The following is a 25,117-nucleotide window of genomic DNA, read 5'->3' on the forward strand; positions in this document are numbered from 1 at the left end:
TCACTCTCCTCAGGTCACGTAGATGATGCCGTAGTCGAGGCCGAAGGGCAGGTATTCTTCCAGGCGCGTACTGAGATTGCGCTCGCGTTGCGGCTGTTTGAGATGGCAGTAGGCCCCCATCTCCGACCCGTCTTCGGCGCCCGTTGCAATTTCCGGCGGCCCATCCAGCGCCAGCTGCAGGTATGCGGGCTGACCGTAAGGTTCGGCGGTATATTCGGGCTTCAGTCGCAATCGAACGCGATCACGGATCTGTTGACGCTCAGCCGCGGTGAGCACAGTCGTCGTCTCGGCGATCTCGATTTCGAGGGCTTCGGCGAGATCGGGTTGGCAACGATAGCGACGAGGCACACGCGAAAGTGGATGAACGTAGGAAAACCGGACACAGCCCTTCTGGACACGCTCGCAGGTAACCAGGTTCTCAAATATGGAGGTTGAGGCGTACTCGATACCGCGCAGGTTTGCCGTCCCCCGCACAGTGCTGCGCTCGGAATAGAGCATTGGACCGGAGGTATCGGGGTCCAGATCATCAGGCGCTGGCAAAAGCGCACCGTCGACGATGCTGTCGAGGAGGATCAGATGGCGGGCAAGGCGGGGCAGCGCGATCGCCCCGCTGATCGAAAAGGCGAGCTCGACCGAGAGCCCTACGTTGAGAGGGGTCGCGGTGGATCCAGCCAGTGCCACTATGCTGGGTTCACCAGCCGGCGCCGATCCGTCGACGATCCCAAGACCGGGGACCAGGGTGCTATGGACAAGGCGAAGCCGGGAAATGGTGTCTTCCACGCGGACCTGACCTTCGATCAGCAGCCCTGCGAGCGTCAGGACAAAGTCAGGACGACTGCCCGTCACTGTCATCGCTCCGGTCAGCTGAAGATGCGGACGCATTCCGTCCGCCGCTTCAATTGCCAGGAACTCGCCCCGCTGCGACACGTCAAGCTCGATGTTTATGGCTTCAACATAGCTTCGGTTGTCGCTGATGCGGATCAGGGAACGCGGACGGTCGTCATCCTTCCATTGCTGCAGGGCCGCACCGATCGTGGAAAAGGTGCCAGGCAGGCCGCTGCCATTCACCAGGTAGGTTGCGGTAAGCTCCGCCCTGACGGGATCCGTCAGCCATGCCTGGCGCTGGTACGGCCCGCCGCCAAGGTCGGCTGGAAATCCGTAGTGGTAGCTGATCTCCACGACGGGGTCGGTCGAAAACAGAGCGCCGAGGGCAAAGCGGCCCCGCGCCACGTCGACGAGGACCGTGGCGTCGGCTGGTTGCCTGAAGGTCGACAGATCAGCGCAGCGGATCGAGGCAGCCGGCACCTCGATGCCATCGACCACCATGAATATGCTCTGATTTGGAGCGCCGGCTTGCTCTGGCGTCTTGTCGAACGGTCCGTAAAATTCGCTATGGCTGGGTGGCGAGGCTAATGCGGCACTATCGGCAAGATCCTTGTGAAAACGCGCCGGACGGATCGCCTGCGGCACGTCGAGTTCGGTCGCGAGTTCGGTTTCGACGGCCTCGCGGCGCCGTGCGGAAAACAATGGCGCCTGGTTGCCAAGCGGACTGAAGTGGTAGCGAAAATCTCCTGCACGCCGCGGCGTCACCTTGTTCAGCGGATAGGCGCCAAGGCGCCAGAGGAAAAAGCCGATATTGCGGATGTTGTACCAGCCTTCGCTGCGGGATGGCGGGCGTACATCGACGGTGTGACTCATGCCGTCGAACGCCGAATTCAGGCGTCGGCAGCTTTCAACCTTGCGCAAGTCAGGTGTGAGCGTTTCCATACGAAGCCGGTTGCGAACCGCCTGCGTCCAGAGAAGTCTCCCGAAGAACTCGACGGCGTGGGTCGGCCAGCCGGTGATGTCGCGGGCAAGCTCCTCGAGCATCGGCAACGTGCCCTTGCGCCGGCGATAGTAGATCGTTCTGGCGACATCTGCTCTTGTGCGAAGCGCAGGAAGGGGTTCGAGCCGCGGTCCGCGCAGGTCCGGAAAAATCTCACGAGCCGCGCTCGTGACAGGCTCGGGTTCGCTCGAGGAAAGCCTGATATTGCCGACAAGCTCGCCGATATAGGGGACGACCCAGGGTTCGCACGTCTCGATGAAGGCGTTGGCGTGGAGCTGGCGGATGTCGTCCTCGATGTCGTCGGCGGCCTTTTCGACGACGCCAAGAAGCGCCTTCAGCGCACCGCCGTTTCGAGCATCCTCGTCGCGCAGATAGGCCGGAAGCAGGTTGAAGAGCTTGGCGGTGGCGGCGTTGGAATATGCCATCACAGGGCCTCCACAGCACTGAGCGTCACGTCGCGCGGGTCCTCGATGAAGGCCAGTTCTGCTGGAAGCACCGGCGGCACGACGCCATTGTCGAAGCCCCGCCTGGCGAACCGGTCGATCAGCAGCGGATCCTTCGGCAGCGGACGGGCGAGAAACAGACGGATGTGTTTCTGCAATCTCTCGGAATTGACGGCGCGGATCTTCTGTTCTGCGGGCGTCATTGTCTCGTATCCCTTGAGATGAAAGAGGTCCACATCACAGGCAACGACGCCTTTTGTCTGTTGCAAAGCCGCGTAGACGTGGCTGAGATGAACAGGCATGCCGGGGATCATCCTGTCGTAGCGGAAGGCTGACATCAACGCGGCATGGGCATTCGCCATCACGCCGTCGCGCTCGAAGCGGGGATCGCAAACAATTCGGGCCGAGACGGTAAGCGGCACCTGGGTAAGGCTGGCAAGATAAAGCGGCCAGTTGAGATCGCGGGCTCTCGCAAGAGAAGAGGCGAGTTGCGCGAGTTGATCGGCCGGTACCCGTCCCCCTCCTTCACCGAGAACGCTGATGTGGACGGCCTTTCCAAGCCCGAGCCAGACCCATGAAACGGTTGCGCGGACAACGAGACGGGTCGATAGCGCCAACCATTCGAAATCCTGAAGGGAAACGGCTCTTCCGAACGTTCTGACCCCGTTCGGGGCGTTCTTGCGCGCATCGTCGCGATCTTCAGGATCCGCGCCGCCAATCGAGGCCATCGGGTTGGCAACGGCGCGAAGGCCGACTGGCCTTTCCAACGGCAAGGCGAGTTGCCCGGGACGCATGCGACCCACAAGGCCAAGACCCTTTCGGTACCGTGCAGTAACAGCAAGGACACCCGTCGGCAGCCTGCGACCCGTGCGCCCGTCACCGAAGCCGACGGTTGAAGCGCCGTCGTCACTTGTTTTCAAGGTATAAACCTCGTCAGATGGCTTGCGGCCAAAGAGGTTGGGCGTTGCCGACCAGAGCACCCCGTTGACCCTGACCTCAAGGCTCGCGCGACCGAAGAGATTGCCGGGCTCCGGAAGATAGGTCAGCGGTATCCGCTGCAGCCTGAACTCCGCGAAGCTCTTGGATGCATCTCCATGACCGAGCTGTTCCTCGGGCTGAGTCTCACCGTGGCTGGCATTGGCGATATTGGCCCTGACGATAACCGCCATCAGCGGTCGTGGCAGGGACGGTGCAAACGACAAGAGAACATGGTCAGGCGCCTCTCCGCCGATCGCCGAAACCAGCGATGCAGACGTAACGGTCGCGAAATGTTGAACCTCGCCGGCCTCGATCAGGATGCGTCTGCCTTTGCCGAGCTCGACGGTCCCGGGCTTTGCGCGAAGAACGAGCTGATTGCCCGCGAGTTCTTTCGGGTAGTCGAAGCCCCGCGGCTCGATTGCCCGCGCGCCGACCTGGAGAATCCGGCTTTGTCTTCGATCAAGCGCTATGGCCACCGGAGCCTCGCGTTTCGTCCAGCCCGCCCAACCGCTCACTTGGCGTGCGTTCTCGACAATGACGTCATCGCCGTTTCGCGCGGCGATCCGCAGCGTTCCCGAGGCGACCGTGAGCACCGGGTCCGAGGCAAGTTGGGCGTCGACCAGCTGCCATTCGGACCATGCGTTTCCACGTCGTGCGATGACCCCGAGTGTTTTGTCGACACGTCGGACCGCAATGGCGACCTCGTCTCCGGGAAGTGCAGCGATTGCGGGCTGCCCGGCGAGATTGCCGCCGAAATTGAGCCAGTCCGTCCACGCCGTTCCTGTCCACCGTCGATGGAGAAGTCCCCCATCGTCTCCACGGGCAACCACATCGATCCGGCCGGGGAGAGTGGAGACGGCAGCCGGCGCCGATGCAAGGGCGCCGGAAAGGGAAATCCAGGAAGACCACGTTGCCTCCCTTGTTCGCGTCCACAGCGCCCTGTCCGCGCCACGGACGAAGACATCGACCCGGCCACCGCCCCAGCTTGTTGCCGATGGCATCGACGTCAGGATGCCGCCGAGTGATGTCCACCCGGATGAAGGGGTCCCGGCACCGATGACCCAGAGGCGAGCGTCCGTTCCGCGGCCAAAGACGAGGAGTTCTCCGGTGGCAAGCACGATCGCCGCCGGATCGGTTGTCAGGATGCCGCCGTAGTCCACCAGGGCTTCAAAGCCCCCGGCCGCGCGCGTCAGTCCGATCAGCGCCCGCTCGGCATTCCTGACGAAAAGCCTGCTGGAGGATGAGGTCGCCACCAGGACCGGGTTGCCGGTCACTCTCACGGAATCTATCGACTGTGTTGCTGCGCTGAAGCCCGACATTGGGAGGAAAGCGACGAGCCTGTTTGCCCCGTCGCGACTGACGATCTCGGTCTGCGATCCAGCAGCAAGAGCAGGCCGGCCCGAAAATGTTCGCGCAAAGCGGGCATGGGTTACTGTCTGGGAAAGCTGCGCAACATCGAGACCATCGGTGGTGGAAACGGTAGCGATTCCCTCACGCGTCGCGTCGACAGTTGCGGTGAGCTGGCGGGGGGTGGCGCCGCCCGTGTTGATCAAGACACGCGTGCCCGGCGACAGACCGTGTATGCTGGTTTCCAGCGCATAGAACCCGTCCCCCGACGGCGTCAGTACGTCGCTGATGGCATGCGTTGACCAGCGCTTGTCCGGCTCGATCGAAGGACTGGTGGAATAAAGCTGTACTGTCGTCGGAGCATTGCATCCAAACAACGCCAGGCGCCGCTCGAATTTGCGTAGCTCTGTGCGGTCTGCCGCGAAACCACTGGCCTGTATCGGTGGAGTGAAACGCAGTGCAAGACCGCCCCATTCGCCTTCAATCGCCTCGACGCGTTTTTCCTCGAACAGTTCGCCATCGAAGAGGGCGAGCACATCACCGATCCTCAGATCGGCCGGTCGTTCAGCAAGCGCAAATCCCGCGCGGCCGGCAGCAAACGCTGAAAACGCCATAGGCACAGCGAAAGCGCGCGCCGCATTGAGATCGCCATGCGCAACCAGTTCCTCGATCGTCTCGTATGTCTGCGGAACCTCATCCTGTCCCGGGATCGACATGACAGGCAGACCCTTGCGGATGCGCACCCGCGCGCCTTCCTCAAGTTCGAAAGCAAGCATTGCGGTGGCGGCAAGCCCTGGAGAAAGCTCATGCCCGATCAGCCGGACGAGTTGTTCGACCGAGGCTCGCTCCCGCGCCGTGCCGAGGAAGTATTCGTTGGCGATCCGTTCGCTGTAGAAGGTCATGACGTCGGCCATCGCCGAAAACATCTCGATCAGCGAAACCGCATAGTCATCCGGTTCGCGTGATGTCAGCTGCGACAGGGCCGGGTTCTTCGCAATCTCCTCGAGCATCTTCAGGCGAAAGCTCGAAAAGGTTCCGATGCGATATGAGAGGGCATTGAGGCCCGGACGGTTGAAGACCGCGAGTGGGACAAGCGGAGCATCGCTCCCGCAGCCGCAGAAAGGATCAATACAGGCGCTGCCCATCATCGTGCTCCCGCCGTTTCGAGGACGAGCACGCCAAATTCGGGAGCGCTCAGGTTGTTGTCGAGCCGCGCTATCTCAAAGGCGCCGATATCGATGACGCCCCGGTCTAGCCAATCGCGCTGCGGCTCCCAGTAGCGCTTGAAACGCGTCACGTTCGCCGACTCCAGGCCCTCGATCGGTTCGATCGCCGCGTAGATTTCAGACAGGTACACCGGCTTGCCGAAGCGCGCGCCAAGCTGGCCGAAGAAGTCTTCCATGGTTTTCTGGACGGCGGCCGCGACGTCACCTGGAAAATAGCCACGGGCGATGCAAAGTGTCATGGCAATTTCGATCGGAACGTAGACCGCGCTCGTCACCGCGAGGTCATAACCTGCGAGCTTGAACCTCCGAAGATGGCCGTAAATCCGTCCGGCGAAGCGACTTTCCAGAGCAAAGCCGCCCCCAGCCATCGGCAGGAGATCGCGTTCGTCGCGAGGATGAATGGCGACGAAGATGGTGTGCCAGCTGCCTGTCCAGCCGAAGACGGCGCGCGCATCCAGAACGTCCATGTGCCTGAGTGCGGCGTCGCGCCAGTCATTCTCAGTGACGGCACGAAACTGTTCGGCCCGGAACGCGGCCGGAGCAAGCCGTTTCACCTCGGCCGTCGATTGTGGGTCTGTTCCGCCGGTTGCCGAAAGAGGCTGGTATACGCCATCGACCACGCCTGCAGCGGCGGCGATATGGAAAATCGAGCCGCTACCGATGTTGCCGGCACTGCCGTTTCCAATGCGCATGGTCAGCTGCGCGCGCTCCGTTGCGCGCGGCATGCGTCCATAAATGTCGTCGCCGAAGCGCAGTGTCGGTGCGCCATCATTGCTGACCTCGGCAACGAAGTCGCGGGCGTACGGCGTGCTGTCGAAAAGGTCAGGGACCGCTGACCAGGTCTGGTCTTCCTGTCCGGCAGCTGAGAGAAGCAGTTCGATGGCAGGCCCATGGGTGGTCTGCGTCAACGGCGATGCGGGCACGTCCAACGTTGCAAGCGGATAGCGGCTGCCCGCTTCCGCCGGCAGATCGAGTTCGCCGCGCGCCGAATCCAGAAAGATCGTGAGCCCGTGGTCGGCGACGACGATATTGCCCCGCGCGACCGTGACCGGATCAATCGGAAGAAGATCAGCCCCAATAGCGGAAATCTGCACGGCTTCGGGAAGGGCTTGTGAAGTGCTCCATCTCACTCGTAGCAGTGGCAGGGCTGCGTCCGCGGCACTGAGGCGTGGTGCGAGCAGGTCCGTCAGTGCCTCGTCCGTCGTCTCCGATACCTCGACGAGCTCAACGACCCACCGATGTGAAGCGTTTCTATCGACGGCCTCTCCGGTCCTGGCGCTCCTGACCTCTTCCAGAAGGAGAAGATCGCCAGCAACGAGCGACGGGCGTGTCGCGTGGCCATCGCCCGACAGGTGATAGAGATGCACGTCGGTGCAGCCAGCGCCAAGGCAGCACTCGCCATTGCCGAATGTGTGGATGCGCAGCTCGTTCAGCTCCGGCCGAACCGGAAGCTCCGCCTCCGTCTCAAAGATGACGACGTCTGACAAGGCCGGATCTTCAGCAAAACCCGCATCCTTCGGAATGACTGTTCCGGGCAGGTCGGTCGCGCCGGTAAGAGGACGGGCGATCCGGGTGCACAGCCTCGTGCCGGCATCGACGATGCCCGCCGAGACCGAATTCAAATGGACGTAGGTTCGCGCATTGGCGCCGTCGTGCATGGGGTAGTCGACCAGCCGGGTGTGTCGCTTGACCGAGACACGGTGCAAGGCGGTATCGAGGTAAGCCTCCGTTGCGGCCGCATCCTGGAAATAGCTGAGATAGTCACCGACATAGGCGAAGAGTTCGACCAGGGAGACGCCAAGATCGGAGGGCAGGCGCTCCGTCCAGGCGGTATTGCGTGCGCTGACAAAGTCGAGAAGCATCCGCCTGAAGCTCTGGTAATCGCGCGCAAGATAGTCGAGGGCAGGTTCTTCCACGGCGGCCTCAGTACAGTCGCAGTCGCTTCGGCAATCGAAGGGCGACGGGCAGGCTGCCTTGAAACCGAAGCTTACCTCGCTGAGTTCCATATCCACTGCCGGATGCTGCACGCCCACGGCGTAGGTCGAAAAATCGCCCTCGGCACTCAGCATCAGGATCACCGACTTTGGTGCCGCCGCCGGCAGGACGATCGACTCCACAGTTATCCCGGTGATGCGGATGCCACCCGTAATGCTGAAATGGCTCTTGTCGAGAACCGGCGAAGCTGGCCTCGCTTTTACAAAAGTGACAGTGAGCTGGCGCGTGCCCGGCGTGCGCGTGTATTCGACGAAATCAATGCCGTTCAGCGGATGGGCAGTGCTCGCAAGCATCCCGCGACGCTTGTCCTCCCCGCAGTCGATCAACCCCTGCCGCAAGCGTGTCATTGCCCCCTCCTCAGCCGGACTGTCGCACGAACAGGTCGAGACGGCGTTCGCCAGTGTCGATCCGCACATAGGAAATTTCGATCTCGAGGGTGGAGTCGTCTGCGCGAACCCCGACGGATTCGATCGTGATGACTGTATCGAGCCACCGGATCAGCGAGCCGTGAACGAGAGCCTCAACGGCTGCGACCAGCGCATCCGAAGAGGGCGCAAAAACGAGTTGCTTCAACCCGCAGCCAAAATCCGGTCTGTTGACCCGCTCGCCAGGTTCGGTGAAAAGGACGAGCTTGATCATGTCCTTGATGTGATCGTCGTCGTCGGTCGTTCGCGTCCGCCCTTGCGCGTCGATGCCGAATGGAACGTCGAGATGGCGGGAAAAAGCGTTCATTGGTCATATCACCTCGATGGTGTTGACGCGGATCGTTGTGCCGCCGATCGCAGGCATCAGCTTGAAGGATTCCGGATGGGCGGCGAGATGCAGCACAACGCCACGAGCGATCGCGACGAACATACGGCGCCGCGCGCGTACGTCCCGGTCCGTGTTCGACGTCGAAAGAGGCTCCAGATCGTCGAGCACCAGGAGCTTGTTCAGTTCCTTCTCCATTGCTTCGGCCATCGAGTTGACGAAGCTGGTGGCATCGGTTGGATCGGACGTGAAATTCCCTGGTTTGATCGCCATCGTGAACCCCTAATCCAGTGTGACCTTGGTTGAGAGAAGAGACGGCGGTGGGGGCATCATCTGGACCACAGACGGTGCCGGCGTCACGGGAAGGATCCCTGCCGCCATCTGCCCCACGTGCAAGTGCGTGTTGAAGATTGTCACCAGCGTGTTCAGATAGGTCATCAGCTGGTCGCCATGGACCGCCGGATGAAATGCCACCGGGCTGCCCTCGAAAATCTTGCTGCTTTCGAAGACAACCTTGGCGACACCGCGCACGGTCACGGTCGATTGTTTGACATCGAGCACGATCTGGTTGGCCCCGGCCGGATCCGAGAGAGTGATCGTCTGTTGCTTGTCATCAAGCGCGATGGTCAGCCCGAGATCGCTGCGCCAGACCTTGGTCATGGGATCGGGTGGAGAGGCGGGTGGTGCCATGGGGGCCTCGGCCACACCCCAATAGCAGCCGGCAAAAATTGGTCGCGAAATGTCCCCGCCTTCGAACTCGATCCATACACCGGCACCGACCGGCGGCAGCGAGAAGAAGCCTGATGTCGTTCCCGCGTAGGGCGCACAGGGGGTTGCCCAGCCCGTCTCGAAATCCTCGAGCAGCGACGGAATGCGCGCCTTGATGCGGCCAAGCCTGCTTGGATCATTCACATCAGTCGCAATCCCGCGATACTTGCCATAGAAGCGCTCGTAGTGGGCTTGGCTTTGATCGGCGGCGGCCTGGAAATCGTGCACGTCCTGCTCCTCTCATGCAATCGCGGCAAAGGGGTCGATGAAGATCTCGGCGCCTGTCAGACCGACAGCGTTGCGCCAACCGGTGAAGCTCTGGGCGTAATCGTCGCGCGATATCCTGTGGGTGACGGAATCGACGTAATAGAGGCCGCTGTTTTCCCGCCCCGCGCCGCGCACCAGCACGGTTTGCCCGCATCGCAAGGCTCTTGCGAATTTGATCCCGTCCACCTCGCCTTGGCAGCTGACGGAGCGGCTCGAGGCGGTTGCCCTGGCAAGCGCCGATGACTGCGCCTCCTGCGGGCTAGCCGCGTCTGTCGCAGATATCCGGTCGACCGGCGGAGGCAGGATGCGCAGGAGATTGGGTTCCATGCCCATTGGCATTTCGGTCGCAGCCGGAGCGATATAGGGCAGAGGCAGGCGTGTCTTCGGCTCTGAGGTAAAGCCCTGCATCGCGACCGGTCGCTGCATGTCGTTGAAGGCATTGAAGGAGCGAAGGTTGGTCTGGCGTCCGAAGTCGATCGAAAGCACGCCCTGTGGCACCGGCTGGCTCAGCGGCAGTCGAAAGTGTCCCATGTCAAGGCCACTGAACGGTTCGGGGGCGACGAACAGATCGAAGCCGTTTCGATGGGCGAGCTGGCTGAGGTAGACGGAATCCGAACTGCGCTGGGTGGTCGTCGTGTCGAGCGTCGTGCGTTGCGGTGGGGTCGGCAACACATCGGGAATTATGCCGTAGCTGGCCAAGATCGCGGTGGCGACGACGCTGTCCGGGCAGTTCGGCCATGTCTTGGGTGCGCGGCGCTGCCCCATGAGGGTCCCGAGCGCGTCGGCGGCAACAACTTCCAGAATAGACCTGCCGGGATCGTTGCCGGCAAGGAGCCGCGTCTCCGTGACATAGGCGTTGACGAGCGCGAAGGGAACAGGAAGGCCAAGGGCCAGCCGGATGGTGAGGGGCGTGTTTGGCCGGAAGATCGGAAGTGCCGCCGCATCGTAATCGCCCATCACATTGCGGCTGAGGTCGAAACTCAGCCTCACCATGGACGCGCGGCCGATCGCCGTTTCCACCTCGATCAGGCTCAGTGCTTCGATCAGCAGGCGCGGCAGCGGCGCCTTGGCAATCTGGACCAGGAAGAAGGACGGCAGGATCGTCATGCGAGATCTCCGGGCGAGGGAACGGCGATGATCGCACCGGGTTGATCCGTCAGGTCGACCGGGCGCATTACCCGGTTGATGTCGCAGAGTTGCCAGAACCGTTCGGGATCGCCGAGCGTCGAAGCGCTTGCCAGATCCGGCCTGTCCCCGCTGCCGACCACATAGCTTCGGCTCCCCGTCGTTGCGGGAATGAAGCGCATGCGCTTGTAGCGGATCACCCTTCCATCGGCGTCTGTATACTCCGCCTCGGGAATGGATTCATAACGGCTGCCTCTGAAGAACATCGTAACCCTCCTATGGAACCAAAGCCTGAAGGCCGGAGCGGGCGCCGAATGTCTCTTGTGCGGCCATCGCCTGCTTCTGCGTGAGTGCTGCGAGGTACACGAAATAACCGGGGTCCAGGACGCTGAGGTCGCGATAGGTGAGCACCTTCAGTGTCACGTCTGCCCGGGCCCTGATAGGATTGAGCGACTGGTCGAAGGCTTCCTCACGAACCGACAGGCTTTCAAGGCGAACAGGCAGGACGCGGTGCGCTCCCCAGACGAGGAAAGCCATGGGAGCGTTTTCCGCCAGGATGAAAGCACCGCCCGCAAGGGCGATCACCTCGTTGGCCAACACCATGGAATAGGCGGGGTAGACCAGCTTTTCGAGCGCTGCGAGCGCCGGATGGAGACCAGTGGCGACGGTGACGCCGTTCTGCGCCGGCTTTTCGAGCTGGTCGGCTGCATCGATGTCGACCGAAAAAGTCAACGTTTCGTCGGGCGGGCCGTTGAGGCGGCGGGCGTCGCCACGCCCTCCACCCGAGGCCGAACGCGCGGCAATCGAGCGTGTGACCTCGTCAGGATTGTACTGGAAGGCAACGACAATAGGCAGCGGATCGGGCGGCTGGAACGCGACGATTCCGCCTTTCTGCACCTTTGGCCATCGCGGCGATGCGGTCATTGTCCTGCTCCTATGGTGCGGCGGGTTGCTTCTTCAGGCCGAGCGATTTGATCAGCATCTTTGCAAGCCCGGGTACATTCTTTGGCCAGTAGACATTCTCGAAGTGGGCGATCGCTTCGAGTGCTGTCGACAGAGACGAGGTCGGTGCCTGCTCGGACGGTTTAACCGGCAATGACTTGTCCCAATGCATCGCTGCATAGGCGAGATAAATCCCGTCCGCGGCAAGCCGTCCGGCCTGGGCCTTGAAGACGGGGCTCGTCGTGTCGAGCGCAAATCCCTGTCGTCCAATTTCCGCAGCAAGTTCCGCCACTGCCCCCGCAAGGACTGGCTCGATTGCCAGGAACGATGCAACGAAGCCTCGTCCTGGCGACCCCTTACCGGCGGAACCGGTGAAGAAACGGAGCGACCAGTTTTCTGTCGGGTGCCCGGCACCGGTATGGCCCCATACGCTGACATTGCCGACCCCGGCGTCGACCAGTGTGTCGCGGACAACGGCGGCAAGGGAATCCGTTCCACCACGCTCGAACGAGCCCCTGCGGTAAACGTCTTCCTTGGTCGACCCCAGATTTTCCGTGACACCCTTCGCGGAGCTGCAGGTGTAAAGAATGATCCTCGCCGTCTTCGAAAGGAACGGCGCAATCGTCCTGAAGATGCCTGGCGCGTTGGACGACGTCACGTTGAGGCTGCACCAGCTGGGCGTGCCGTGCGCGAAGATAGCGAGCGACTTGATCCTGTCTGGCGTTGCAGTGGCGGCTGTTGCGCCTGTCGGAGGTACCTTCGCAAGCGCTCTCCCGATCACGCCCGCAAGGCGTGGAACGACGTCCTGGATGCGGCTCGTGCCGTCTGTCTTCGTGCCGCGAATGGACTTGCCGAACACTAGCGACGTGGCATCAAACCGGTCGTCCTTGATCCCTATCCCCTGTTCGCGCGCCGCAAATGCATCGGCAAGTGCCTGCGACATTGGCTGAGGCTTCTTGATGAGGTCGAAATCAGGATCGAAGAAGGCGAGGCTATAGCCGTCATTGAATTCCTCTGAGCGCAGTTTCTTACCGAGGTCGATGTCCGGGTCGCCTGCGACGGTGTCGCGGCGGACGATGCCGTCGGCCTGCTGCACAGTGTGGGCCAGTTCATGCGCGATCAGCTGGCGGCCCTCGAGGCTCGCAGGACGGTATTGGCCGGGAGCAAAGCCGATGTGCCGGCCGACGGTATAGGCCCGGGCTCCTATATGATCGGCGGCGCGCGCAGCAGGCCCGTCAGCATGGAGGCGCACCGCTGACAGGTCGCTGCCGAACCGCGGCTCGAAATAGGATCGCTCTGATGGGCTGAGCGGCATGCCCGGCCAGGAGGTAACCGCACTCTCGGCTGCCTCGGCTCCGGCGGTCGCAGCGTCGGGCGGGGCTGATCGATGGACTGTCGGAAGGGTCGCCGACGCTGTGACGCCTGCACTTCGACCCGAAATCACCCGCTTCGCGGCTGCCTCGGCCTCGTGTTCCAGGGCATCATTGGTCGCCCCGAGTTTCGCCTTGCGCTGAACGATCGGACGCTTGGCCGGGGTAGACCGGCAACGGCTGGCGCAAAGGGGGGCGTGCGTTGCCGTCATGGTTCCCTCCCTTCGCCTGTCCTGGACGTCATCCCCATGATCGCTACCTGCTGTAAACAAAGTTGAGCCCGATCCGGGCGAAGTGCAGCTTGTCAGCGTCGTCGCTGAAAGCCTTGCCGAGTGCCGCGTCGAGTTCGAGCCCGACCCGGCGGCCCTTTCGCATGTCGTCGAAAATCCCGATCCTCGCGCCAACCTCGCCGTAGGCTTCCTTGTCGGGCCAGACGATGCCACCGACGCCCGCAAAGACACCCACCTTGGCGCCCCAGCTGGACGGATGGGTCTGTGCGGAAAGGCCGAGCCGCGCTCCGAAGAGTAGCGCGTCACGATTTTTTTCGGGGGCCCTGAGATAGAGGGCGTGCAATCCCGCCTCGAGGTTGAACCGCCGGTTCGTATCGAACGGTAACGCGGCGTCCACGCCCGCCTCCAGGGTATAGCCCTGGCCAAGATTGCCTGAAAATCCGCCGACGCCCAGCGTGAAGCGCGCCTCGACCGGAAGCCCCCGGGCCCTGGCGAGGTCGACCTTGCAGCTCGCGCCAAGCGCTGCCTGGACAAAGACCTGCGCAAACTGGAAATGGCGTTCATGGAAGGCTGCAAGCCTGCCATAGGTGTATTGCGACCCCATGCGGGTAAAGTCAGTCCTGACCCGCTCATCGCGCGCCCATGCCGGAGTGCGGGCTCGGTAGGCAGCATTGGTCTCGCGATATTCGTCGCCGACGCCGAGACGCTGGTGGCCGCCTTCGTGCACCGTCGTCCCCGGGTTGAAGTCCGGGGCACAGATCGTTCCCGCATCGGCTCGTCCGCCGCGATTGACGACATTGATGGTAACGTCGGGATTGGTGGGGGTCTGGCTGACCTCTACCCGGATCGGGATGTCGCGGCCCGCACACGGGTTCTTGCAGCCGGAGACCCTCAGCTTGAACCAGCCGTTCAGGCCGTCCTGCGCTGTTTCAACCACCTCATTGGCGATCTCCGCAAGCCGGGCTGGACTGACGAGAGGGGCAGGTCCGGCACCTCCGCTCGAACATATGCCGGCGGTTCCCGACGACGGGGCTGCGACAAAATTAATGCGAAACGGCAGACGCACGACGCAGTTCTTGGGATCGTAGATAACATTGACGGTTTCATCGCTGATGGTCATCTGGGCCTGGGTGGCCGTGGCCGGAGCAATCTCCTGCCGCCTCACGCTTCCGGTGAAGGTCCCGTCAGGCTGCAAGGTCGGTGCGCCGGAAACGGTGTTCAAAAAGGCCGTGCTGCCGCCGCCGCTCGTATCGACAGGCACGAGGCCAGCTGGTTGCCGTCTGATCGTCCGGCCGGATTGCTGCACGACATGGGCAAGTTCATGGGCAAGCAGGGCATTGCCGCTCTCGCCCCTTCCAAACGCAATCGAGGAGCCAAGCGTGTAGGCTTTGGCGCCGATCCCGTCGGCGGCGCGCTCGGCTGCTTCTCCGCGGTGAAGTCGCACCTCAGAGAAATCATGGCCGAAACGGGGTTCGAAATAGGACCGCTGCTGAGGTGTGAGCGGCGTGCCGCCGCTTCTGACCGCAGTAGCTGCGTTATCAACGGATGACTGTCTGGCCGCGGAGCCGCCCTTGCGGCGGAGCATCGCGTCCTCGGCCTCGCAATGGGCGCATTTCCGGCGAATGGCGTGCCGTTCCTCATCCTCGCAGGCGCTGCATTTGCGTTGGGCGAGTGAAACCGAGCGTGAGAGTTTCGAAACGCTTGCACCCGAGACGACCTCGGCCGCGGCGCGATCGGCTTCGTGCTCGAGCGGATCGTTCGCAGAGCCGAGCTTGACTTTTCGCTGCAGCATCGGTTTTGCGCCGGGCTGGGGCGTTTTGTAAGCAGTCTGCGGGATGGCATGGGCCTGCATCATCACGTCATCCTCCGCAGTGCGCGGGCAATTTCGCGTCTGATTACATCGGTCAAATGCGGCATGCCCGTATCGCTCCCGATGCGCACGGTGAGCGCATCGATACGGATCCGGCGCCCGGGAGCGGTCCCCGGTCCAACACTGTCGCCTGCCTGAGAAATACCGTCGATCACGGCGCCGGTGATTCCTCGTGCGTAGGCACCGCCCCCCTTGATCGCTCCGACATGACGCTGCGGTTCTTTTGTCACGCCCACCCCCCAAAATCGCGGTCGAGCTTGTGGAATTCTGCCCGCGCCGCCCGTTCGATGTGTCTCATGCCGACCGCGCAATTTTCTGCGGCGGAGAGATAGGCAGCATTGATTGCCACAACGCTGATGTTGCCGCCGGAAAAGTCGAGCCTGGACAGTTTTGGATAGTCGAGGTCGTCCGTGAGCGTGCCTGCAGGAAAGGCGCGCCGCCACAGGGTTTCGCGCTCAGCGGCATCGGGAAAGGGAATGTCGACAACGTAGCGAAGCCGGCGAAGAAAGGCGGGATCGAGATTGTTCTTCAGGTTCGTGGCGAGGATCGCGAGGCCGGAGAACGCTTCCATTCGTTGCAGGAGGTAGCTGATCTCCAGATTGGCATAGCGGTCGTGGCTGTCCTTCACCTCGGTCCGCTTGCCGAACAGCGCGTCAGCCTCGTCGAAGAAAAGGACACAGCCACCGGCCTCGGCGGCGTCGAAGAGCTGCCGCAGATTGCGTTCGGTCTCGCCGATATATTTCGAGACGACGGAGGACAGGTCGATCCGAAAAAGGTCAAGCTTCAGGGAATGGGCCAGGACCTCGGCGGCCATTGTCTTGCCGACACCGCTTGGACCCGCAAAGAGCGCTGTCGTGCCGCGCCCGCGCACCAGTTGCTCTGCGAACCCGCCGGGGCCAAGGACGCGGCTCTTGAAGCGAACCTGCGCCTCGATGGCGTGCAACAAGGCGAGGACCTTCGGCGGCAGGACGATATCCTCCAGGCCGAACCGGGGTACGAGCCGCTCGCTGAGGCCAAGCAGATCCCGGCTGGCGACGGAGCGGCACGCGTCCCAAAGGGTTTCCTCATCGAGAAGGTCGCGGGCAATCCGGGCTATTTCCCTCGGTCCGAGCGCAAAGTGTTCGGCGATTTCAAGGAGATCGCCTTTAAGAGCGGTTGACCGCTCGCCGAGAACAGCCCTCCAGATAGCAAGCCGGTCAGCGGTCGCAAGCGGACGGCAGTGACCGGTCGGCACGTGACGCGCGGTTTCGAGAGGGCATTTGCCAACGACAATGGTGAAGCCGGAAAAGCCGCGCAGCAGGTCCTCGCCCGCGAGCCTCCCGTCGGCCTCGTCGATATCGACAAGAACAGCAAACCGGCCGATCGCGGCCTCTCGCTCAACGAGGGCAAAGAAGTCGCGCCGCTCGCCGGGATCCGAAGGAAGGAAGCGCAAAAGCAAGGTCCGAATGCCGAGCCCGAAGCGCCGGGCAAGGGCACTTCCGGTGGCCCGGCGCCCACTTCTTGCCGCGCCGACCAGTGCTGCTGCAGGGCGCTCCATGTCCATGCTCGCGCAAAGCCTGTCGACGATGTCGAGATTATGCTCGGGAAGAGGTCCGCAGTCCTCCGCCTCCAGGGCTTGGTCGATTGCGGCCACGCGTTGGTCGTCGCCTAGCAACAGGCGCATGATGCGCTCATCGATTGTAAACCGCGATTGAAGCTGGACGGCACTGTCGGACATCTCGATCAGCCGGAAGCGGCGCAGTGGCGCGTCCGGACTGAACCGGCCGAGCGCAAGGAAACGGGCTTCTGGAGGCTCGATGGCATCGCATACCGTGAAAGCCATCTCGAGGTCGGCACTGCCTATCCCATGCACCAGATGTGCCGCGCAACCAAGCAACAGAACGTCGAGATCGAAGGGCGCCAGCGAAAAGAGATCGCCAAGCCGGTCGATGCTGGCGGGGTCGTTGGCGTTGAGCTGCCGCGTCCGCGCTGAATCATAGGCCTTGCGGATTTCCTCGGCATCGTCGGCCAATGCAAGGCGCGCCGAGATCCAGGAAAGACCGAGCGCAACAGTTGCTGCGTTGGCGCTAAACCAGTCCGCTGGCCGATCGTCCGGTATGCTCTCTTGCGCATTGATGACCGTATTCAGCATGGTCGTCCTCATAGATGGTGATAGACAAGCTCCGGGCCGATGCTGTGCACGCCGTCGACAAGCACAGCCACCGCGTAGTCGCCTGCCGATGGCAGCTCGAAAGCGGCAACCGGAACCTCAATGCGTGTCGGCGTCGGCGGATCACCTGGCGCTGCATCCGCTGCCTTGACAATCCGGCGAGAACGATCGCCGAGCACCACCTCCACGATCCTCGCCTCACGATGCCAGAGCCGCGTACCCTCGAGCCTCAGGATCCGGTCGCCTGCGGGCGAAAGCACGGTCAGTCCCTCAAGGGACGGCACAAGCTGAAGAAGAACCGTATTGGAGCGAAGCCGCCGTGTGGTGCTGCCTGAAGTGCCACGGTCGAGCGCCCCGGTTACCGTGTCTGTTGCGATCTCGACGAGGATGTGAAGCTCGAGCGGGCCTGGCTGCAGCTTGACGTCATCAGGCACGGTCATTTCAAAGCGTCCGTTCTGCGAGGCGGGCAGCAAACCGGAATCTAGCGTTGCGAGGGCGGCAGATACCGGGATGCCCACCGCACCCTCCGTCTCGATAACAACAGTGGCGCCGATGCCGACACGGATGTCACCGATCGGTTCGCTCGGCGGTTTCAGGACATAGGCCGAAAGGATCACCGGTGCGCGACGCACGCTCGACGATATCGATCGTCGTTCCACCGGTGCCGGCCGCATGCGCGGAGACACTGTTTCGATCTGCACGACCGTTACTTCATAGACAACAGATCGGCGGAAATTTGCCTGCGGCATTGCAGACCAGACACGACTGAGGTCGTCGATCGACATCGGATGCAGCACCACTTTCAGGCGCTCGAATTCGTCCGCGAGTACCGGATCGATCACCGGGTCGCCAATGCGCTTGCTGCCGACATTCCGCGTCATGGCAAGCTCGTCGATGTGCACCCCGAACTCATGCAGGACCGCCATCGCATCACCGAGCAGGATCTGGGCATTGAGATCGGAGTCGGCGGCGTCTTCGGTTGCGCTGTAGCTGGAGAGCAGGAACCGAAGATCCAGCGACAGAGGCGGGCGACCCAGGCTGCCGGGATGCGCCCGGCCGGGAATGTCCTGGTTCTTGAGGACGCCGTTCTCGATGACCTGGTAGAGGTAAAGGTTCACACGTCGATCTGCGACCTGGGGCGTCACGTCCGGCGGCGACAATGTCACCTCGGCCGCCGTTGCCATCCGATCGAGAAGCAGGTGGCGTAAGGTCCGGCTAACGGCAGCGATCGCTTCGTGTGTTGCCATGTCTATCGCCTCGGTCCAAGGCGGCGCTGCTCATGCGTGGCAAAACCGTTAGTGCGATCAGGCCCTCGGTCGACCGGAGCCGCCGGAGACGGCGTGATCACGATGTCGATACGACCGATCTCGATCGTCGTGCCGCTGTCGGTCCGTGTCGCGATTGCTGCCCGCTCATGCCCTCTGGCCTGCTGTTCCGGACGGGTGGCCCGCCGCTGCCCGCCAGGATCCATCGCTTCAGGATCCCTTTCCTGTGGCACCCTCGCCAGATCGACTGCGGACTGACGATCGCCAGTCCCCCTTGCGTCCGTGACACCTCGATCGAGATTCATATCAGGTCTGACCTTCAGCACGTCAGGTCCGACAGCCTGTGCCGCAGCATGCATGATTGCAGGGGCCTCCTGCTGCCGGCTTGGCTCCACACCAGGCAAGGGCTCGCGTGCACGCGTTCGATCAAGATCCTCCCTCGCAGGCGTCGACGTCGGCTTGGCAGATGCTGTAGTCGGCAGGGGCTGCTCTTCCGGCGGCAGTTTGGCAGAGCGTTTGACGGTCATTTGCGGTGGTTGTCCGTGATCCGGTGAAGGTGTGACGGCCATGCCCGGGTAAGCCGCGTCGGGCAGCGCTGCGGTCTCGCGCGGGACAAAAAGCGATCGGGCCGGGACGGTCGCGAATTGCGCCTGGCCGGCTGCGGAAGCTCCGATACCCCTGATCAGCACCGATCGAAGAAAGCCTGTCATGCCTCAAGCCCCTCCTCGATCATCGCCAGGTAGTCGGCGCGACGTTCACGGGAAAGGGCAAGGATGTCAGGCTCCGTCCAATGGTAGACAGAGGCAAGCCGATGCACGTCGCGTAGAACAAGTCGACCGTCCATCAATGTGCCTCTAAGCAGGGTCGTTGCATCGATGACGACCTCCACGCTCTTTCCGCAGCCCGGGCAAATGAATTCGACCTCACTCTCTGCCGCCGGATCGGCGCGGCCCATGGCGTCTTCGACTGCAGCAAGGATCTCTCCATCAGGATCGACGATCGATACCGGCCACCCGTTCCGTGTCGCCTCGACCACGCAGTCGCGCAGGAGGCGCACGTCCGCGTCACCGCTAGGCGCCCCGGCGCTCAGGGCAAGTCTTGCCTGGTCGCCACCGGTCGGGAGACGAAACGAGATCCGCCATAGAGCTCCATCGCATTCGCACTCAACGTGATGGACCGCCGAGGGTCTAAAGGGGGGCGGCTCTGCGGCACCGGCAGGGATGTCAAGTTCGACGATCTCCTCGCAATCAGGGCATTGCGCGATGACGTCGATGCTGGCTCCGAAGTTTGATCGGTAAATCGCAAGCAGCAGTCGCTCCCGGTCTCCGACCGTCAGTTCGGCGAGGTCGGCAGGGCCAAGGCCAGATAGAGTTCCGATGCTGGCGACCGTGGATGCGAGAAGCCTTGAGACAAGATCCGCGTTGACTGACCGGAGCCTGACACCCTCGCGCAAGTCCACTTCCACGCGGCCCGTCAATGGCGCCAACGTTGCCGACCGATGGACGACACCGTCGCGAAACAGGCCCTGTGCGAGTTCGATCGCGATGGTGTCCATCGAAACTCTCCCTGGAACGCGATGGTTATTAGCCCGGCGGGAACGTGAAGGACGGCTCGGTTGGCTCGGTCACGGCGAGATCGCGTTCCCAGCCCTCATTTTCGAGTTTGAGAGTCTGGATCGCGACCGCATTGGCATTGGCGTCGAGATCCGGAAGTGCCTGGTATTCGGAAACCCAGCAGCGGAACACGTTGTAGGAGATGACCTTCTGTCCGGCCTCGTTAAACAGGTCGATGATGATGTCCTTGCGAAAGTCTGCGAGCGAGAGCTCCGCGCCGGGACCTGCCCCGAAATTCCAGAGCTTGTTTGCCCATTGTTCGAATTCAAGGTCATGGGTGACGCCCCGTTCGAGGGTGACCGCCTCGTACTTCGTTCGACCGGGCGACTTTCTGCTGGTGGAGGGGTCTCCTCCCTCCCGGTGTTCCACAACTTCGGTCGAGCGCTTCAGCGCGCCGACCTTGCTGACCCCGGCAACATAGCGACCGTCCCATTTCACCCGGAACTTGAAATTCTTGTAGGGGTCGAACCTGCGGGGGTTGACTGTGAACTGTGCCATCTCGGGTATCCTCAGGCTTCAGGTCGCCGCACGATCTGGTGGATCTTGATGATGACGAATTCCGCGGGTTTCAGGGGAGCAAAACCCACCTCTATGTTGACGATGCCGTTGTCGATGTCGGATTGCGTCGTCGTCTCCTTGTCGCACTTGACAAAGAAGGCATCACGGGCCGTCGACCCCTGAAACGCGCCCTGCCGGAACAGGTCATACATGAAAGACCCTACATTCATCCGGATCTGCGCCCAAAGAGGCTCGTCGTTCGGCTCGAACACCACCCATTTGGTGCCCCGGTAGAGACTTTCCTCGATGTAGAGGGTTATGCGGCGGACCGGGATGTACTTGAAGTCCGACGCAATGAGGTCTGCCCCGTCGAGGGTGCGTGCACCCCAGCAAATGTTCGAATAGATCGGGAAGGAACGAAGCGCGTTGACGCCGAGCGGGTTCAGGGTGCCGTTCTCGAGATCCGTCATCTGATAGGCAAGGCTGTCGACGTTGCGAAGCCTCGCATCCGTGCCTGCCGGCGCCTTCCAGACGCCACGCGCTGCGTCGGTGCGGGCCCATAGTCCGGCGATCGTGCCGGAAGAGGCAACAGAACGGGCGCGACCCTGGTTCAGCGCATCAGCAAGGATGGTCCGTGGATAGTAGACCGCGCCATTCGGATGACGTAGCGGCTCGTTGTCGGCAAGCCAGGCATGCATCTGATCGACCAGCCTGACATTTTCAGGAATGTCGACGATGATCATGGCGCGCCGATCACCGACATAGGCCTCTGCCGCGGCATAGAGGGACCGGGCATTGGCCGCTGCCAGCCTCGGAGCGTCGGGAAGGCAAAGGATATTGAAAAGATCGACGTCCTCGAGTGCCCATAGGCCGGTACGATCAGCAGCGTTTCCCTGGTAGACCGCAAGCGGAACCGCATAGGTCTCCCCGTCGAGAACCGTTCCGTCATCACCGCCATCGAGTGCATAGGCAGCGCCTGGTGTCGGAAGGTGCTCAGTGGCATTGGCAGCACCGGTTGCCGGCTGCAATGCATAGTTCGCGACATCGGCACCGGAAAAAACAAACAGCGCGTCGGCGGCGAACGTACGCGGTCCAAATCCCGGCGTGACGACAAATCGGCGCGGCCGTCCGGTCGTCCCGTCTCCAATGATGGCAACGGTTGCGGCTGAAAAATAAGTCTGCAGTTCGGGAGCAAAACGAGGCGCAACAGCACGAATTGCGGCCTGCAGGTGCTGCGCCCAGCTGTTGAAGCTTGCCTGTGTCTGTCTGATCGCGGAGGAAGGGTTGGCGGGAACGTCGGCTGCAATCGTGAGCGGCTGCGCTGCCGCGCCAGAGCCGGAAAGCGTGATCGAGAGGGTATCGATGTCGGCGAAGACAGGCCGCGTGCCGGCAAGTTCACCGCTCACCATTCCAGTCGCGCGCGGGCGGGGGAAGGGGGCTGTGAGGGCAACGCCAGTGGCAAGCGCAATCTGAATCAGCCTCGATCCCTGATTGACGACGTCAATGACGTTGTTTGCCGTGTTGGGTTCGGTGGTCAGGTTGTTGAAGGCTTCGGAGGAGGCGATGCTTGCCGTTATCCCGCTGGTTCTGAGCTCGCTGACCACCAGATTGAAGGTCGCGTCATCGCCGCTGCCATTGTTCGTGATGGAAATGCGCAGGTTGTCGCCCCACCCACCGGGATTGACGGCCGACTGGCCGCGAATGCGCCGCCCTGCGGTCACGACCAGAAGGTTCGAACCATCGAGGGCGGGCAGGGTTACAGTTGACGCTGCGATCGCCGTCGCACCGTCGCTTCCGTCGTGCCCGACCCTGACGACGTAAGCTTCGGTTCCGCCATTCAGGAAAAATTGCTGGATGGCGTAGGATGTCTCGCTGTTGCGCTCTAAACCGCCATATTCGCGTTCGAAGTCGGACTGGCTGAGTAACTGCACGGCCTCGTCGAGAAGTCCGCGGCTGAACGTGCCGATGAATGCGGTCGTCGAAGTGGCGACGCCCGTTACAGGGCGCAGGCCACTCGGAATCTCTTCAATATACACGCCTGGGTAAGTGGGACGTATGGGCATCGTCAGACTCCGAATCGTTCGTTGAACACGCGATACGTGTCATTGCGACGGAACATTCCGGCATTCGGGAGTATAAACGGGGAGCTGCTGATTACGGGTACAATATGCGTGCAAATCAACCGATGGTCAACACTGTAGTAGGGCTATGAAACCTGTCGAAGAGAAAGAAAAGAGGATTCAATAAGATGAGCTAAGATGCCTAGCTCGATATCGTTGGAGGATGGTTCATGTAACGCGAACGCCGCTGTTAGCAATGCCGGCACCGAAACGTTGAGATCGCGCTAACAGGGCAATAATTCGACAATCTTGGCGGGCGATTTTGACGGACGGTTCTCATCCGGAAAATCTTCCTGAAGTTGTGAAATTCGCGTGGGCGAAATCTCTGCCTGTGATCTCGATCGACAAGTCGGCCCGGCGGTGTGGGACAGAAAGGTGCCTTTCTCTACTGGCGTAGGCACATCGGGGCGACGCGCTCGGGCGCACTCAGTGCGGGCACGCGCCAGCGACAGGCAAGACCTGCAGCGGGACGGTGGCGCGTAAACCAAAGTCAGACCGGATGCCCGCATCCGGCGCCTCTGCCCGAATGGTGAAGCTCACATGGCTGAACTCAATCGATGTAATCGCGGCGCGCGTTGTACTCATCTATGGTGCTGATGCGAGTTTGGCGGACAATTCAAAACTTTTGGTTGGGCTGTTTAGTGCCGCCTCCACTGGCGAATGCAATTTCAATCCTCGCTGGCGAGCAGGCGTGACGGATCCGCGCTAAGGGCATGGCAGACGGCGGCGAGATTGCCGCTCGCATTTCAACGCGACTGAGCTACCGTCGACGAGTGCTAGGATCCGATGGCGAATGGCGACCTGTTCGGGATCCGGCAGGCAAGCTTCTCCGGCCAGAACCACGGGGAAAATCTGAAAGTCTTTCGCGTTTTTACGGGGAAATCCACCCCTAGCGCCTTGCCCGTCGACAACGCACAATCCCTATCTGCAAGGAAGTTGCTACATGGCCGCGTTCCTTGCGCCTGGATCTGGAGGAGATTCTGGCAGGTCCACGACATCAGGCAGAGCCGGATGCTTGCCTTGGGAGGAACCATGTTTCAACGGCTTTTCAAATTGAGTGAATACGGCACCAGCGTGCGCACCGAACTCATCGCGGGCGTGACGACGTTCCTGACGATGTCCTACATCATCTTCGTTAACCCGGACATCCTGTCGACCACGGGTATGGATCGTGACGCAGTGTTCGTCGCAACCTGTCTTGCCGCGGCATTGGGATCAATCGTGATGGCGCTTGTCGCCAACTGGCCGATCGGCATGGCACCAGGCATGGGCCTGAATGCATTCTTTGCCTTCACCGTTGTTGCGGCACTCGGGTTTACCTGGCAGCAGGCGCTTGGCGCGGTCTTCATCTCTGGCATGATCTTTGTCCTGCTTACGGTAACAGGCGTCCGCAGATGGCTGATTGACGGCATCCCACATTCGTTGAGAAGCGCGATCGCGACCGGTATCGGACTTTTCCTTGCCATCATCGCACTCAAGAACGCCGGCATTGTTGTCGACAATCCGGCAACACTCGTCGGCCTCGGAAACCTCAAGGAGACCGGGCCGCTTCTTGCGATCTTCGGCTTCTTCGTCATCGCCGTGCTCGATGCGTTGAAGGTAAGAGGTTCAATCCTGATCGGCATTCTTGCCGTTACCGTCCTTTCCTGGATCTTTGGTGTCAGCGAGTTTAAGGGCATCGTCTCCATGCCTCCTTCGATCCTGCCAACGTTCATGCAGCTCGACATTTTCGGTGCTCTCCACGGAGGCCTCATCCAGGTGATCCTCGTCTTCGTTCTTGTCGAAGTCTTCGACGCGACCGGTACGTTGATCGGCGTTGCCAAGCGCGCAAGGCTCGTCGAGGAAGGACGCCCGAACAATCTGAGCCGGGCACTGCTTGCCGATAGTGCGGCAATCGTGGCGGGCTCCCTCATGGGTACCAGCAGTACGACGGCCTATGTCGAAAGTGCCTCTGGGGTGCAGGCAGGGGGTCGGACCGGTCTGACAGCGCTTGCGATCGCTGTCCTCTTCCTGGCAGCTCTCTTCATCTCGCCACTCGCTGCCTCGGTTCCGACCTATGCGACGGCCCCGGCACTCCTCTATGTCGCAGGCCTGATGATGCGCGAAATGACCGAGATCGACTGGGATGATTTGACTGAGGCCGCACCTGCAGCGCTCACTGCACTAGCAATGCCGTTCACCTACTCGATTGCCAACGGTCTTGCCTTCGGTTTCGTAAGCTATGTCGTCATGAAGATCTTCACAGGCCGCTGGTCGATCCTGCATCCGGCGACGCAGATCGTTGCAGCTCTGTTTGTGGTGCGCTTCGCCTTTTTTGCACCGTAAGGCACTGCACC

Annotated in this window: 19 protein-coding genes; 1 reads left to right on the forward strand and 18 read right to left on the reverse strand. The window is 61.9% G+C overall.

Annotated features, from left to right (window positions below):
* Window positions 1–9: 9 nt before the first annotated feature.
* The 18 genes from RGCCGE502_RS18735 to RGCCGE502_RS18820 are packed head-to-tail and all read right to left on the reverse strand — an operon-like array spanning window position 10 to window position 22,724.
* Window positions 10–2,250, reverse strand: coding sequence for a hypothetical protein (locus tag RGCCGE502_RS18735; RefSeq protein ID WP_016555756.1), 2,241 nt, complete (start codon window positions 2,248–2,250; stop codon window positions 10–12).
* Window positions 2,250–5,738 (reverse strand): DUF8189 domain-containing protein, encoded by a 3,489-nt coding sequence (locus RGCCGE502_RS18740; RefSeq protein ID WP_016555757.1) that lies wholly within the window; start codon window positions 5,736–5,738, stop codon window positions 2,250–2,252. The genes RGCCGE502_RS18735 and RGCCGE502_RS18740 overlap by 1 nt, the downstream gene beginning before the upstream one ends.
* Window positions 5,738–8,161, reverse strand: a complete 2,424-nt coding sequence (locus tag RGCCGE502_RS18745) for a baseplate J/gp47 family protein (protein ID WP_016555758.1) — start codon at window positions 8,159–8,161, stop codon at window positions 5,738–5,740. Before RGCCGE502_RS18745 ends, RGCCGE502_RS18740 begins: the two co-directional genes overlap by 1 nt.
* A gap of 10 nt (window positions 8,162–8,171) precedes the next feature.
* Complete coding sequence (locus RGCCGE502_RS18750; RefSeq protein WP_016555759.1) at window positions 8,172–8,546, reverse strand: GPW/gp25 family protein; 375 nt, start codon at window positions 8,544–8,546, stop codon at window positions 8,172–8,174.
* A 3-nt stretch (window positions 8,547–8,549) separates the two neighbouring features.
* On the reverse strand, window positions 8,550–8,837 hold the full coding sequence (locus tag RGCCGE502_RS18755) for a hypothetical protein (RefSeq protein ID WP_016555760.1): 288 nt from the start codon (window positions 8,835–8,837) through the stop codon (window positions 8,550–8,552).
* Window positions 8,838–8,846: 9 nt separating this feature from the next.
* A complete protein-coding gene (locus RGCCGE502_RS18760; RefSeq protein WP_016555761.1) occupies window positions 8,847–9,560 on the reverse strand; it encodes a phage baseplate assembly protein V in 714 nt (237 codons plus the stop codon).
* A 12-nt stretch (window positions 9,561–9,572) separates the two neighbouring features.
* Window positions 9,573–10,706: a hypothetical protein gene (locus RGCCGE502_RS18765; RefSeq protein WP_016555762.1), complete on the reverse strand. Its 1,134-nt coding sequence runs from the start codon at window positions 10,704–10,706 to the stop codon at window positions 9,573–9,575.
* Window positions 10,703–10,990: a hypothetical protein gene (locus RGCCGE502_RS18770; protein WP_016555763.1), complete on the reverse strand. Its 288-nt coding sequence runs from the start codon at window positions 10,988–10,990 to the stop codon at window positions 10,703–10,705. Before RGCCGE502_RS18770 ends, RGCCGE502_RS18765 begins: the two co-directional genes overlap by 4 nt.
* A gap of 10 nt (window positions 10,991–11,000) precedes the next feature.
* Window positions 11,001–11,648 carry a hypothetical protein gene (locus tag RGCCGE502_RS18775; protein ID WP_016555764.1) on the reverse strand — a complete coding sequence of 216 codons (648 nt, stop codon included), beginning with the start codon at window positions 11,646–11,648 and terminating at the stop codon, window positions 11,001–11,003.
* A gap of 10 nt (window positions 11,649–11,658) precedes the next feature.
* Window positions 11,659–13,248, reverse strand: coding sequence for an eCIS core domain-containing protein (locus RGCCGE502_RS37380; RefSeq protein ID WP_016555765.1), 1,590 nt, complete (start codon window positions 13,246–13,248; stop codon window positions 11,659–11,661).
* 43 nt (window positions 13,249–13,291) lie between these two features.
* On the reverse strand, window positions 13,292–15,121 hold the full coding sequence (locus RGCCGE502_RS34615) for an eCIS core domain-containing protein (protein WP_016555766.1): 1,830 nt from the start codon (window positions 15,119–15,121) through the stop codon (window positions 13,292–13,294).
* Window positions 15,121–15,366 (reverse strand): hypothetical protein, encoded by a 246-nt coding sequence (locus RGCCGE502_RS18790; protein ID WP_016555767.1) that lies wholly within the window; start codon window positions 15,364–15,366, stop codon window positions 15,121–15,123. Before RGCCGE502_RS18790 ends, RGCCGE502_RS34615 begins: the two co-directional genes overlap by 1 nt.
* Entirely contained in the window at window positions 15,363–17,267 is a 1,905-nt protein-coding gene (locus RGCCGE502_RS18795) for an ATP-binding protein (RefSeq protein ID WP_016555768.1), read from the reverse strand. Before RGCCGE502_RS18795 ends, RGCCGE502_RS18790 begins: the two co-directional genes overlap by 4 nt.
* Window positions 17,268–17,275: 8 nt before the next feature.
* On the reverse strand, window positions 17,276–18,532 hold the full coding sequence (locus tag RGCCGE502_RS18800) for a Pvc16 family protein (RefSeq protein ID WP_016555769.1): 1,257 nt from the start codon (window positions 18,530–18,532) through the stop codon (window positions 17,276–17,278).
* 2 nt (window positions 18,533–18,534) lie between these two features.
* Window positions 18,535–19,260, reverse strand: coding sequence for a hypothetical protein (locus tag RGCCGE502_RS18805; protein WP_016555770.1), 726 nt, complete (start codon window positions 19,258–19,260; stop codon window positions 18,535–18,537).
* On the reverse strand, window positions 19,257–20,105 hold the full coding sequence (locus RGCCGE502_RS18810; RefSeq protein WP_016555771.1) for a T4 family baseplate hub assembly chaperone: 849 nt from the start codon (window positions 20,103–20,105) through the stop codon (window positions 19,257–19,259). Before RGCCGE502_RS18810 ends, RGCCGE502_RS18805 begins: the two co-directional genes overlap by 4 nt.
* 28 nt (window positions 20,106–20,133) lie before the next feature.
* Complete coding sequence (locus RGCCGE502_RS18815; protein ID WP_016555772.1) at window positions 20,134–20,661, reverse strand: phage tail protein; 528 nt, start codon at window positions 20,659–20,661, stop codon at window positions 20,134–20,136.
* A gap of 11 nt (window positions 20,662–20,672) precedes the next feature.
* Complete coding sequence (locus RGCCGE502_RS18820; RefSeq protein WP_016555773.1) at window positions 20,673–22,724, reverse strand: phage tail sheath family protein; 2,052 nt, start codon at window positions 22,722–22,724, stop codon at window positions 20,673–20,675.
* Window positions 22,725–23,813: 1,089 nt separating this feature from the next.
* Here RGCCGE502_RS18820 and RGCCGE502_RS18835 point away from each other — a divergent pair.
* On the forward strand, window positions 23,814–25,106 hold the full coding sequence (locus tag RGCCGE502_RS18835; protein WP_016555775.1) for an NCS2 family permease: 1,293 nt from the start codon (window positions 23,814–23,816) through the stop codon (window positions 25,104–25,106).
* Window positions 25,107–25,117 lie beyond the last annotated feature (11 nt).

The sequence above is a fragment of the Rhizobium grahamii CCGE 502 genome, assembly GCF_000298315.2.
GTDB lineage: Bacteria > Pseudomonadota > Alphaproteobacteria > Rhizobiales > Rhizobiaceae > Rhizobium > Rhizobium grahamii.

Coding starts and splice junctions, on each gene's coding strand:
- RGCCGE502_RS37380 (WP_016555765.1), bottom strand. CDS start 13,248: ATGACGGCAACGCACGCCCCCCTTTGCGCCAGCCGTTGCCGGTCTACC.
- RGCCGE502_RS18750 (WP_016555759.1), bottom strand. CDS start 8,546: ATGAACGCTTTTTCCCGCCATCTCGACGTTCCATTCGGCATCGACGCG.
- RGCCGE502_RS18820 (WP_016555773.1), bottom strand. CDS start 22,724: ATGCCCATACGTCCCACTTACCCAGGCGTGTATATTGAAGAGATTCCG.
- RGCCGE502_RS18805 (WP_016555770.1), bottom strand. CDS start 19,260: ATGACAGGCTTTCTTCGATCGGTGCTGATCAGGGGTATCGGAGCTTCC.
- RGCCGE502_RS18770 (WP_016555763.1), bottom strand. CDS start 10,990: ATGTTCTTCAGAGGCAGCCGTTATGAATCCATTCCCGAGGCGGAGTAT.
- RGCCGE502_RS18775 (WP_016555764.1), bottom strand. CDS start 11,648: ATGACCGCATCGCCGCGATGGCCAAAGGTGCAGAAAGGCGGAATCGTC.
- RGCCGE502_RS18740 (WP_016555757.1), bottom strand. CDS start 5,738: ATGGGCAGCGCCTGTATTGATCCTTTCTGCGGCTGCGGGAGCGATGCT.
- RGCCGE502_RS18815 (WP_016555772.1), bottom strand. CDS start 20,661: ATGGCACAGTTCACAGTCAACCCCCGCAGGTTCGACCCCTACAAGAAT.
- RGCCGE502_RS34615 (WP_016555766.1), bottom strand. CDS start 15,121: ATGATGCAGGCCCATGCCATCCCGCAGACTGCTTACAAAACGCCCCAG.
- RGCCGE502_RS18795 (WP_016555768.1), bottom strand. CDS start 17,267: ATGCTGAATACGGTCATCAATGCGCAAGAGAGCATACCGGACGATCGG.
- RGCCGE502_RS18835 (WP_016555775.1), top strand. CDS start 23,814: ATGTTTCAACGGCTTTTCAAATTGAGTGAATACGGCACCAGCGTGCGC.
- RGCCGE502_RS18800 (WP_016555769.1), bottom strand. CDS start 18,532: ATGGCAACACACGAAGCGATCGCTGCCGTTAGCCGGACCTTACGCCAC.
- RGCCGE502_RS18755 (WP_016555760.1), bottom strand. CDS start 8,837: ATGGCGATCAAACCAGGGAATTTCACGTCCGATCCAACCGATGCCACC.
- RGCCGE502_RS18765 (WP_016555762.1), bottom strand. CDS start 10,706: ATGACGATCCTGCCGTCCTTCTTCCTGGTCCAGATTGCCAAGGCGCCG.
- RGCCGE502_RS18735 (WP_016555756.1), bottom strand. CDS start 2,250: ATGGCATATTCCAACGCCGCCACCGCCAAGCTCTTCAACCTGCTTCCG.
- RGCCGE502_RS18810 (WP_016555771.1), bottom strand. CDS start 20,105: ATGGACACCATCGCGATCGAACTCGCACAGGGCCTGTTTCGCGACGGT.
- RGCCGE502_RS18745 (WP_016555758.1), bottom strand. CDS start 8,161: ATGACACGCTTGCGGCAGGGGTTGATCGACTGCGGGGAGGACAAGCGT.